Source organism: Methylobacterium symbioticum, from assembly GCF_902141845.1.
Taxonomy (GTDB): Bacteria; Pseudomonadota; Alphaproteobacteria; order Rhizobiales; family Beijerinckiaceae; genus Methylobacterium; species Methylobacterium symbioticum.
On record NZ_CABFPH010000005.1, the window covers coordinates 53,379 to 65,048 of the forward strand.

Genomic DNA, 11,670 nt, shown 5'->3' on the forward strand with positions numbered 1-11,670 from the left:
GGACCGGAACGATCCGGTCCGCCAGTCCCGGCTCAGTGCAGCCAGGGCGTGAAGAAGTAGATCAGCAGGATGATCGGCAGGGGGATGCCGATGAGCCAGAGCAATCCACCTTTAAGCATCGCGGAACTCCTACAACCGTAAGCTGCGTTGAAACCGCGCAGCTCACGGCATGGTTCCGGGGATTCTCAGGGCGGAGCGAATGATGTCTTCGGCCGCCCGAATCTGACCTTCGTTCGGACTCGCGGGGATCGGGTCAGGCGATCGCCTGCGCCGCGCCGTTCCAGCGCTGGAGCACGGCCGCGACGTCCGAGGCCGGCACCGGGCGGCTGAACAGGTAGCCCTGCACCTCGTCGCAACCCTCGGCGCGCAGCCGGGCCAATTGCGCCTCGGTCTCGACGCCCTCGGCCGTCACCGTCATGCCGAGGCTGCCGCCGAGCCCGATCACCGCACGGACGATGAAGTCGGTGCCGTCGGGCTCGCCGAGATGGCGGACGAAGGACTGGTCGATCTTGATCTTGTCGAAGGGGAAGCTGCGCAGGTAGCTGAGCGACGAGTAGCCGGTGCCGAAATCGTCCATCGACACCCGCACCCCGAGCCCCTTGAGGCTGTGCAGGATCGCCGTGGTCGCGCCCGGATTGCCCACGAGCACGGATTCGGTGATCTCCAGTTCGAGCCGCCGGCCGGGAAGGCCGGTGGCGCGCAGGGTCTCGCGCACGGCGGTCACCAGGCTGGCGGAGGTGAACTGGACCGCCGAGACGTTGACCGCGATCTTCAGATCGGCCGGCCAGCGGCTCGCCTCCTCGCAGGCGCGGCGCAGCACCCATTCGCCGAGCGGCACGATCAGGCCGATCTCCTCAGCGAGCGGGATGAACTCGGCCGGCGAGACCGGTCCGCGCACTGGGTGGAACCAGCGCACCAGGGCCTCGAACCCGCAGACCCGCTCGGCGGCGAGATCGTAGATCGGCTGGTAGTGCACGTTGAACGCGCCGGCGGCCAGGGCGTCGCGCAGGTCACGCTCAAGGAGGCGCTTGGCCTGGATGCGGGCATCCATCTCCGGCTCGAAGAAGCGGAAGCCGCCGCGCGCCTCGGATTTGGCGCGGTCGAGGGCCATGTCGGCGCTCTTCATCAGCCGCTCGCCGCTCATGCCGTCGCCCGGCGCCAGCGCGATGCCGATGGTGACGCCGAGCGTGACGCGGTGGCTCGACAGGGTATAGGGCGCGCTGATCACCTCGCCGATGCGCTTGGCGAGGACGGCGACGTCCTCCGCCCGCTCGACACCGCGCTGGATGACCGCGAACTCGTCGGCACCGAGGCGGGCGACGCAATCGACCTCGCGCACGCAGGCGCTGAGCCGGTTGGCCACCGCCTGCAGGACCTCGTCGCCGACCACCCGTCCGAGCGTGTCGTTGATCGGACGGAAGCCGTCGATGTCGATCGAGAGGAGGGCGAAGCCGTCGTCCCGCCCGGCCTGGGCGATGGCACCCTCGATCTGCTCGGCGAATTTCAGGCGGTTCGGCAGCCCCGTGAGCACGTCGTGGTGGGCGAGGAAGGCGATGCGCTCCTCCGCCTGGCGGCGCTCGGTCACGTCCTCGTAGGTCGCGACGAAGCCGCCATCGCCGGTCGCCCGGCCCATGATCGCGATGATGCGTCCGGTCTCCGTCGTCTGGAACAGGGTGTGCTCGAAACCCTGGCCGAAGGCGTCCCGAGTCTCGCGCACCAGATCCTCGAGCCTGCGGCCGCGCATCGTGCCGGTCTCGATGTTGCGGGCGAGGACTTGGAGCGCGGTCATCCCCGGAGCCACGGCGCCGGGCGGAAGCCCGTAGATCTCGCCGTAGCGGCGATTGACCACCATCAGGCGGTGGTTCGCGTCATACAGGCAAAGGCCCTGCGACATGTTGTCGAGGGCCGCGTCGAGGCGTCGGTTGGTCTCGGTCAGGCGCTGGTCCTGCTCCATCAGCTGGGTGACGTCGCTGCAGACGGCGACGAATCCACCTCCCTGGATCGGAGAGCGGCTGACCCGCAGCCAGCGCCCGTCCGAGAGGTGGTGCTTCCCGTTCTCGGCGAGCACCGCGGCATATTCCGTCGTCGGCGCCTCGCCCGGAGCGGGCATCATGGCCGTGCCGGCTTCGACCTCCGCCCCGAGCCCGCCGAAGAACTGGGCGGCCTGCGCATTGGCGACGACGATACGCCCCTGCGCATCGACGACGACGATCCCCTCGCGCGAACTCTGAAGGGCGTCGGCGAGCAGGGCCTCCGCGGAGCGGCGCTGGCTGACCTCGCGCTCCATCATCGCGCGGATGTTGTCCCGCATGGTCGCCATGGCGGTGAGCAGTCGCCCGAGCTCGTCCCGGCGTCCGGTCGGGATCGCGTCGTCGAGGCGCCCGGCCGCGATCCGCTGCGCGACGGCCGAGGCGGCCGAGAGCGGACCGATGATACGCCGATGCAGCAGCCATGCGACGATGCCGGCGAGCACCATGGCCGCGCCGACGGAGAGGGCGGTGAAGGTGATCTGATCGGACACCACCGTCCGGGCCGATTGCCGGAAGGCGAAGCCATCGCCCGCGGTGTAGTTCACGAGCAGGTCGATCTGCCCGTCGATCACCGCCGCCTGATGGTCGAGATTGTCCCAGGCCTCGCTGTGAACCTCGGCCTGCTCCGGGTGGAAGCTCCGGCGCATTTCGTCCCAGACGGTCACGCCCGCCTGGACGGCCTCGGCGGTCCGCCGGGCGCGGATCGACTGGGAGCGCTCGACCGCGACGGTCAGATCCTCAGCGAGGGTGACGACGAGGTCGGCGATCTCCTGATCGAGCTTGGCGATCACCGCGGCGTTCCGCGACTCGACGCGGCGGGCAAAGGCGGAGCGCATCTTGGCGAAATCCGCCGCGGTCGCCCGGGCGTAATTGATCGACATGAGCGACTCGTCATAGGTCCGGTGGACGAGGTCGCCGACCTGCTGGATCCCCGCGATCGCGTAGAGGCCGAGCGCGCCGGTGATCAGGCTCATGGTCAGGAAGGCGAACAGGATCCGGCCGCGGATCGTGGAGACCGCATCGGAAACGCTCCGCCCGAGCGCGCGGAAGCGCTGGTGCAGCGGGGCGATCGGCCCTGTCGTCCGATAAGGGGTCAAGTCAGGCTCTGTCGGTTAGGCCAGGTTCGATGAAAATCAACGCAAGACCTTAAGATGAAATTAGCTGCGCTGCGACGGATCCACCGCGATCTGCCCCACGTGCTGGAACGACTTCGGCATGCAACCTGAAAGAATTCGTCAACGGGTTTCGTCCTAGTCTTCGTAGGTGCGCCCGATCAGGCGGGCGGACGAGGGATCTCATGCGCCTCATCGGCCCCCATATCCGTCCGCGCGGGTGCGTCGCGCTGGCGATCTGCTTCGGCGCCATCCTGGCCGGCGGCGCGCTCGTCTCGACGCGGCTCGAAGCCTCCGGATTTCTCGTCTCGCAGAAGGGGCGCGCCTTTCAGCCGGGCAGCCTGGTGATCGGCCGCGGCGACACCGTCACCATCGTCAACGACGACAGCGACCTGCTGCATCACGCCTATATCGAATCCGAGACGTTCAGCTTCGACTCGGGCGACCAGGCGCCCGGCAGCCGGACGGCCATCACCTTCCCGAAGAGCGGAAGCTTCCAGGTCCTCTGCGGCATTCATCCGAAGATGAAGCTGAATGTCCGCGTGAACTGAGAGCCTGTTCGAGCTGGATCGACTGAGCCTCCTGCAGAGATCCGGCTCCTCCCACCCATCCACCTCAGGATGAGGTCGGGGAGGGGATAGGCCGGATCAACACCCGCTCGATCCGCTCGGAACAGGCTCTTACGCCGAACCAGCATCCACTTCGCCGGGGGACCCTCTCAAGCGCTCTTAAGCCGAAGTGGATGCCGGTTCGGCGCAAGAGAGCGCGTCACCACAAAGGCTTGGAGCCGTGCCCCGTCGCAACGCGATCGGGCGCGGCTCTAGCGGTTGGCGGCCTGCAGCGGCCGTTCCTGGCCCGGATCGTCGCGGCGCTCGTAGGATTGGCCGTCGCGCAGATCGGCCGGAGGGCTGAGCACGACGCGCTCCTGGCCCGAGAGCCCCTGGTCGAGCTCGATCGTCTGGCCGAAATCGCGTTTCACCCGGATGGTGCGCCACTCGACGCGGCCATCCTCACCCGCGATGGCGACCTGGGTTCCGCGCTGGTTGAACACCAGCGCCTCGGACGGGATCACCACCGCGGGCTCGACGCGCGGGATCTTGAGGCTGACATAGACATAGAGGCCGGCCCGGAGGCTCCCGTCGGGGTTGGGCACGTCGACCTGGGTGGTCAGCGTGCGCGAGGCCGTGAGCAGCGCCACGGAGGAGCGCTCGACCTGACCGCGGAAGGTGCGATCGGGCATCTGCGGGACCCGGATCGAGGCCTCGACGCCGGGCCGGACGCCGACGGCCGCGTTCTGCGGCACGTTTACGCTGATCCGCAGGATGTCGTCGCGCTCCATGCTGAGGAGCGCCGTGCCGCCGCCATCCGCCTTCACGAGGTCGCCGACATCGACGCTGCGGGTCGTCACGACACCGTCGAAGGGGGCGCTCACGTCCTTGAAGCTCGTGAGCGCCTTGAGCCGGTCGACGGTGGCCTCCTGCGCCTTGAGATTGGCCTCGGCCACCTTCACGCCGGCTTCCGCCGCAGCGAGATTGGCCGTCTGGCTCAGCACGCTCGCCTGGGAATTGTCGGCGGTCTGGCGGGAGGCCCAGCCCTGCGTGGCGAGAGTCGAGGTCCGGTTGTTGGTGAGGTTGGCGAGATTCACGGTCGCCCGGGCCTGATCGACCTGGGCTTTGGCCTGCACCAGCTGCGCCCGATTCTGGCCGACTTGGGCCTCAGCCTGGGCGAGTTGCTGGTCGAGATCGGGAGCGGCGATGCGCAGCAGGATATCGCCCGCTTTCACGCGCGAGCCGATATCGACGCGGCGCTCGGCGATGTAGCCCGTGGCCCGGGCGAAGATCGCCGCCCGGGCAAAGGCCTGGGTCTCGCCGGGCAGTGTGAGGTCCACCGGCTTGTCCGTCCGCAAGGCGGCGGCGGTGCGCAGATGGGGCACGAAAGTCTGGATCTTGCGCTGCGTCTCCGCCGCGTCGGCGCGCTGGCGCCAATGGCCATAGCCGCCCCAGCCGACCAGCCCGAGGACGACGAGGCCGATCAGGAGGAACGGGGATTTGCCGGGCGGCGGCGGGATGTCGCGCGGGTCGCCGTGGGCCTTCATGATCCTGCGCCCTCAGCGGCAATGCGGGTGTACGGTATACCGATGCAGCGGCTCCGAACAGGGCGCCGCAAGGCCGCAGCGGCCGGGGATGGGATCGGAGCTGGGCTGTGCACCGGTGGGGAATCGTCTCGCTGGGCGGATCGGAGCAGCCCCGCGCCGGTCGGCGTGGGCCGCGTCTCGCGCAGTCGGGTAGCGGGTCGCGGTTTCCGGTTTATGTCCGGCCGCGGCGTCTGCATTCCATCGAGGATCGGAGAGATGGTGGACGGTGCAGGGATCGAACCTGCGACCTTTCCCGTGTGAAGGGAACGCACTACCGCTGTGCTAACCGTCCGTGCCGGCGAGATCGAAGCGCCGAGGCATCGCCCGCGGCGCCGTGGCGTCCGGGACGGGGGCCTTCTAGGGCGCGACGGGGCGCCGCGTCAAGGCTCCTGTGCGAGCTGAATCCATGCGCCGGGTCGCAATCGTCGCGTCCGTCCCCGCGGCGGCTCGCGCCGGGCGGTTGACAAGGCTCCGCCCACGATGCGCCATGCGCCACCATGGACGAGACGCCCGAGACCGCGCGCAAGCCGCGGATCGCCATCACCTACTGCACACGCTGCAACTGGCTGTTGCGGTCGGCATGGATGGCGCAGGAACTTCTGTCCACCTTCGGCGAGGATCTCGGCGAGGTCGCACTCCGGCCCGCGAGCGGGGGGGCCTTCAGCATCGTCGTGGACGGAGTGACCATCTGGGAGCGCGTCCGCGACGGCGGCTTCCCCGACGTGAAGGCGCTGAAGCAGCGGGTGCGCGACCACCTCGACCCGAACCGCGATCTCGGTCATATCGACCGACCATGAACCGGCCGGCGATCACGGGACACGAGGAACCGTCGGGTCAGGACGCGCCCGGAGCCAGGGTGGCCGAGCCGCCGGGCCAGACGCGCGCGGCGGCTCAGGCGATCCCGGCCGGCGAGCGGAAGCCGGGCTGGTTCGCGCGCCGCTTCGGCCGCAACGGGTTCTCCACGCAGGTCTATCTCGTCGCGCTCGTCATCGCGCTGATCGGTCCGGGTCTCCTGTTCACCGCGATCCTGCTGATGCGCTACGCCGCGGCCGAGCGCGCGCGGTTCGAGCAGGATGCCCGCGAGAACGTGCGCGGCATCGCGCTCTCGGTCGATCGCGATACGGCGGGTCTCGTCTCGGTTCTGCAGACCCTCGCGACCTCGCCGCGCCTCCGGGCCGGCGATTTCGACGCCTTCGACGCACAGGCCCGGCTCGTGCGCGACGCGATCGACCTCGACATCATCCTGCGCAAGCCGGACGGGCAGCAACTGGTCAATACCGGCGTCAAGCGCGGCGCACCGCTGCCCGTGACCGCGCTGCCCTTCGACACGGAAATCGCGTCCGGCGCGCAGCGTGCGATGGTCTCCGGCTACGTGCCGGGCCCGATGCCGGATCTGGCGACCTACGCCGTCGCCGTGCCGGTCATGGTCGAGGGGGATGTGCCGTTCATCCTCAGCTTCAATGCGCCGCTCGGCCGGCTCCAGGGCATCCTCGCCCGCGAGGTCGTCGAGGGCTGGACCACCGGCATCTCCGACCGTGACCAGACGGTGCTCGCACGCCTGCCCGATCCGGGCGCCGTCGTGGGACGGCCCCGCCTCGCGACGCTGCGGCAGGCGCAGACCGCCACGCCGGGGGTCTGGGAGGGCAAGGACCGGCAGCGCAAGCCCGTTGTCGTGGTCGAGGCGCGCTCGCGGCTCACCGGCTGGACGGTGGGGGCGAGCATCCCGCAGGCACTGGTGGATGCGCGCCTGCGCCGCTGGACCTGGGCCTTCGGCGGCTTCGGCCTCCTCGTCCTCGCCACCTCGTCGGTGCTGGCGGTCAATCTGTGGTCGCGGGTCTCGCGTCCCCTGCGCCAGCTCGCGGCCTCCGGTCCGGCGCTCGCCCGCGGCGAGGCGATCCCGCGCATCGCCTCGCCGGTGCACGAGATTCGGCGCCTCGCCGACGTGCTCTCCGACGCGTCGCTGCGCCTGCGCACCCGCGAGGCCGAGCGCGACCGGGCGCTCGACGATGCCAAGCGCGGCCTCTCGGCCCTGCGCGAAAGCGAGGCGCGCTTCCGGCACATGGCGGATTCGGCACCCGCCCTGATCTGGATGACGGACGAGAATGCCGAGGTCAGCTTCGTCAACATGCATTTCGACCACCTCTTCGGCATCCCGGCCGTCGAGCTGGCCGATTCCGGCTGGCGCCGCATCGTGCACCCCGACGATGTCGAGGCCTTCTCGGAGGCCTTCTCCGACGCCTTCGCGGCGCGCGTGCCCTTCCGCAGCGAGGTGCGGGTGATCGATCGCGGCGGCGCCGTCCGCTGGCTGCGCTGCGAGGGCGTGCCGCGCCTGGACGATGCGGGGCGGTTCCTCGGCTATACGGGCTGCAACGTCGACATCACCGATGCGAAATTCGCCGAGGAGCACCTGCTGCTCCTGATCCACGAGCTGAACCACCGGGTGAAGAACACGCTCGCCACGGTGCAGTCGATCGCCAACCAGTCCCTGCGCGGTCTCGACGGCGAGGCGGCGGATGCGGCCCGCGCCGCCTTCGAGGCGCGGCTCTTGGCGCTCGCCCGCGTCCACGACGTGCTCACGCGCGAGAGCTGGGAGGGCGCCGAACTCGGCGCCGTGGTGGCCGACGCGATCCGCCCGCTCGATGCCGCGGATGCCGAATCCGCGCGCTTCTCCGTCGAGGGACCGTCCCTCCGCCTGCCGCCGCGCGTCGCTCTCTCCATCGCCATGGCCTTGCACGAGCTCGGCACCAACGCGGTGAAGTACGGCGCTCTCTCCCAAGAAACCGGCCACGTCTCCATCACATGGACGGTGCGCCGCGAGGAGGAAACGCGCCTCACACTGCGCTGGGCGGAGAGTGGCGGACCTGCGGTGAAGAAGCCGACGCGCACGGGCTTCGGCTCGCGCCTGATCGAGCGCGGCCTCGCCCGGGAACTCGCCGGCGAGGTCCACTTGAACTACGAGCTGAGCGGCGTGGTCTGCATCATCGACGCACCCGTGCCGCCGCCCGGCCTGTTGGAGCGCAAGGCTGGAATCGCGCCGCCCAGGATCGCGCCCCTGCCGCTGCCAGGCTGATCGATGATGATGCGGCGATGACGGACGGAATCGCCTTTGGCTTCGTGGATCTGCCAGGCCTGCGCCTCCATCTCGCCGAGGCCGGCCCGATCGAAGGCGCGCCAACAATCCTCCTGCACGGCTTCCCCGAATTCTGGTTCGGCTGGCGCCACCAGATTGGGCCTCTCGTCGCCGGCGGTCTACGTCTACTGATATCGGACCAGCGCGGCTATAATCTCAGCGGCAAGCCGGAAGCCGTCGAGGCTTATCATCTCGATCGCCTCGCCGCCGATGTCGTCGGCCTTGCCGATGCGCGCGGAATCGGCCGGTTCCGCTTGGTCGGTCACGATTGGGGCGGTCTCGTCGCCTGGTGGATCGCTAGCTTCCATCCGGACCGGGTGGAACGGCTCGCCATCCTCAATGCACCGCATCCCGGCATTGCGGGGGCATATATGCTCCGCCACCCGGGGCAATGGCTCCGGAGCGCCTATGTCGCGCTGTTCCAGATCCCGCGCTGGCCCGAAGCGTGGCTTCTCGCCGACGACTGCGCCGCCCTGCGCGAGACCCTTGTGGCGACCGGTCGACGGGGCACCTTTCGGGAGGCCGAACTCGACCGCTACACCGCTGCCTGGAACGAGCCCGGCGCGATGACCGCGATGCTGAATTGGTATCGAGCCCTGGTCCGCCTGCCGCGTCACCCGTCGCCGCCGATCCAGGCGCCGACCCTGGTGATCTGGGGGCGGCGTGATCACGCGCTGCAATCGGGCCTCGCCGAGGCGAGCCTCGATCTTTGCGCGGACGGCCGTATCCTGTGGTTTGCCGAGGCAACCCACTGGGTGCAGCACGAGGAGGCCGACGGCGTGAACGCGGCGCTCCTCGACTTCCTGCGGCCTGTCCCGTGATCCTTGGATCGTGGGACGGTTCACACCCTGTTGAACGTTCAGCCGCCGGTTCGACCCCCGCGGGGCGTGGCGCCTGTCCGTCCCGCTCTGAGGTGCTAATGGCGGGACGCAGAGGGCGAGATGAGATCGCCTACGGCCTCTGCCTCTGCCAATCCAACCGGTGCGAACGGACCCCGCGGCTGCCCCTCAATCTTGCGGCAAATCCGGCGTGATGCCGAGGCGGTCGAGGCCTTCCTCGAGGAGATCGCTGGCGTTCGGAACACCGAGCAACTCGTAGGCGGCTCCCTCGCCCGCCGCCTCGCGGTCCCGGGCGAAGCGAACGGCATCGGCCCATTCCTCCGGCTCCATGTCCCCGCGTCCGACGTAGAGCAGAGCGAGCAGGTTGGCCCGCTCGTCATCGTTCAGGCTCGCGATCGCTCCGCGGATCTCCCGTTCCGTGGCGTCGTCCGTTCCCGAGACCAGCACGTCGGTCGAGCCGTCATCAATCGGGTTCGAACCGGAATACGGATCCGTGGCCCCTTCCTTCACCTCGACGGCGCGCAGCCGCAGAACGAACTCGGTGACCTTGTCGACGGCGATGTCCATGAAACGCTCCAACTGACACGAGCCCGCCCGGCGAGCATGTCCGGTCTTGAACGGATCGCTTCGGAATTCGATCCCGCTTGCCCAGGCCTTCGAGCCGCCAACCAGCGAGGTCGCAACCGGTTCATGATTGTTGAAAGCGCGGCCTCTCGGAGCGTTTGCGGGTGTCCGCGCGTTCCGGGGCGAGAAGCGGGGCCATGGGGACCTGCGAGGAGGATAGCGAACGCCAACATGAGGAGCGCGCACGAGACCAAACGAATCGGACCGGCTGGAGCGCTCTTCGCCGAAGCGGATACCGGTTCGGCGAAACAGAGCGCGTGGAAACATGGGCCTGAAGCCGTTCCCGATTCAAGCGCGATCGGGAACGGCTTCAGGCGTGCCCGTGTCGGCTTCCTCATTGCGCTGATCCTCGGAGTCCCCGCCGCTCCAGTGCCCGCGCGCGCGCAGTCGGATGCCCTGCCGCCAACCTGCTACCGTACGGGGGGCGGTGCGCTTGAGATCTGCAGGGATGGGGGCGAGGCGGAAGGCGTCTTCTTCGCGCCAGGCCCTTGTGCGTTCGCCCGCAGCGTGCAGATCGTCCGTCTCGCCACGAGTGACAGACCCGGACCGCTGCAGGTTGTCTACCATGGAGAGACGCCGCTGAACGAAGGGCGGGGCGGCAAGCCCTGCTTGGAGCGCCGCGCACTCGATCCAAGCGACAGCGGCGCAGTGCGCGCTGGCCGTGCCGTCGAGCAACTCGCCACCCTGATGCCGCCCAGCGCGGCGCGTCTGTGGGAGGAGATCCGTTCCCCAGAACGGCCCCGCCGAGGACGCCGCCGAGGCAGCCGAACGGAAGCTGCTCCGGAGCCTGCGGCCGAAGTGGGTGTCCGGCCGCGCGACCCGATCGTCGTCGCGGGCCGCGACTGGGCCGGCGAGGACTATGTCCATGTCTTCCTGCTTGCGACGGTGGGCGAGGGCGAGCAGGCCAGACGCGTCCAGATCCAGGCGCGGACCTACGATTTCGAGACGTTCGACGTCCGTAGCCGCAGCGAGGACGGGTACGGCGTTGCCTGGACGCCGTTCACGAGCGGGCGAAATCGGGAGGGAGCCGGACCGGCGGCCGTCCTCGACGAGACCGGTCGTCCGGTCGTCGGCAATTGCACGGGCGAAGCTCCGGACGCGCCGGCTCTCGGCGGCTCGGTCAGCGTGAGCGAACGCACCTACCACTACTTCTACACCGACGTAGTTCCGGAGGATTGCCGCGAGCCGGCCGCCCTGCGGCGCACCGCGCTCTATCTGCGCACCGCCCGAGACCTCAACGCCCCGCGCGTCTGGTCGGCGCCGCGTATCCTGATCCAGGGCCTACCCGCGGGGAGCTTCGTGCGGGTCGCGAAGGCGAAAGGAATGGAGCGCTGGGTGGTCTCCTACACCTGTCGGCGGCCCGCCAACGCCCCGGGCGGCCCGGTGCCGGATATCTGCGTCCAATACACCGCCGACCTGTCCCTCGATGGGATCGGCCAGCTCAAGCTATACGCGGACCCGGTCGCGGCGCAGCGCTCGCCGGCCTATCTCGGCCTGCGCTCGGGCGGAGACGGCAGCGGCCGCTACGACCGGGCCGCGCATTCCTGGATGACCGACCGCTATGGGAATCTGGATACGCCGGGCATCTTCTCGGTCAAGGGCGGCTTCCTGACCTGGCTCGATCGGCTCGCCCCCAGCGCGAACGGTGGCCAGGCCTCGGCCCTGTACGGCCGGCCGACATACTGGGCCACTTGGACCGTTCGCTCTCTCGCGCCTCGGTAAGACTTTTCATCAGCGCAGAAATGTTATCCGCTCAACTTAATTCAGTCGAGATCGGCATACCCGGCTAGAAATAAGGGAT

8 protein-coding genes and 1 tRNA gene are annotated in these 11,670 nt (G+C 69.2%); 5 read left to right on the plus strand and 4 right to left on the minus strand.

Going from position 1 to position 11,670, the window contains the following annotated elements; all coding sequences use genetic code 11:
* Positions 1–253: 253 nt before the first annotated feature.
* Positions 254–3,100 (minus strand): EAL domain-containing protein, encoded by a 2,847-nt coding sequence (locus tag MET9862_RS03320; RefSeq protein WP_244612542.1) that lies wholly within the window; start codon positions 3,098–3,100, stop codon positions 254–256.
* Between the two features lie 227 nt (positions 3,101–3,327).
* Between MET9862_RS03320 and MET9862_RS03325 the strand changes: the two genes are divergently transcribed.
* Positions 3,328–3,693 carry a cupredoxin domain-containing protein gene (locus tag MET9862_RS03325; RefSeq protein ID WP_142581690.1) on the plus strand — a complete coding sequence of 122 codons (366 nt, stop codon included), beginning with the start codon at positions 3,328–3,330 and terminating at the stop codon, positions 3,691–3,693.
* A gap of 269 nt (positions 3,694–3,962) precedes the next feature.
* Here the strand turns inward: MET9862_RS03325 and MET9862_RS03330 are convergent, their stop codons facing one another.
* Positions 3,963–5,237, minus strand: a complete 1,275-nt coding sequence (locus MET9862_RS03330) for an efflux RND transporter periplasmic adaptor subunit (protein ID WP_142581691.1) — start codon at positions 5,235–5,237, stop codon at positions 3,963–3,965.
* Between the two features lie 256 nt (positions 5,238–5,493).
* A tRNA-Val gene (locus MET9862_RS03335) sits at positions 5,494–5,568 on the minus strand.
* Between the two features lie 205 nt (positions 5,569–5,773).
* On the opposite strand from MET9862_RS03335, the gene MET9862_RS03340 reads away from it, so the two are divergent.
* The 3 genes from MET9862_RS03340 (at position 5,774) to MET9862_RS03350 (ending at position 9,227) form a co-directional block, all read left to right on the plus strand.
* Positions 5,774–6,073, plus strand: a complete 300-nt coding sequence (locus MET9862_RS03340) for an Rdx family protein (RefSeq protein ID WP_142581692.1) — start codon at positions 5,774–5,776, stop codon at positions 6,071–6,073.
* Between the two features lie 101 nt (positions 6,074–6,174).
* Positions 6,175–8,346 (plus strand): sensor histidine kinase, encoded by a 2,172-nt coding sequence (locus tag MET9862_RS03345; protein WP_244612543.1) that lies wholly within the window; start codon positions 6,175–6,177, stop codon positions 8,344–8,346.
* A gap of 17 nt (positions 8,347–8,363) precedes the next feature.
* A complete protein-coding gene (locus MET9862_RS03350; RefSeq protein WP_142581694.1) occupies positions 8,364–9,227 on the plus strand; it encodes an alpha/beta fold hydrolase in 864 nt (287 codons plus the stop codon).
* Between the two features lie 186 nt (positions 9,228–9,413).
* On the opposite strand, the gene MET9862_RS03355 is transcribed toward MET9862_RS03350, so the two are convergent.
* Positions 9,414–9,812 (minus strand): DUF3775 domain-containing protein, encoded by a 399-nt coding sequence (locus tag MET9862_RS03355; protein WP_142581695.1) that lies wholly within the window; start codon positions 9,810–9,812, stop codon positions 9,414–9,416.
* 855 nt (positions 9,813–10,667) lie between these two features.
* On the opposite strand from MET9862_RS03355, the gene MET9862_RS03360 reads away from it, so the two are divergent.
* On the plus strand, positions 10,668–11,591 hold the full coding sequence (locus MET9862_RS03360; protein WP_306438889.1) for a hypothetical protein: 924 nt from the start codon (positions 10,668–10,670) through the stop codon (positions 11,589–11,591).
* The last annotated feature ends 79 nt before the right edge of the window (positions 11,592–11,670 follow it).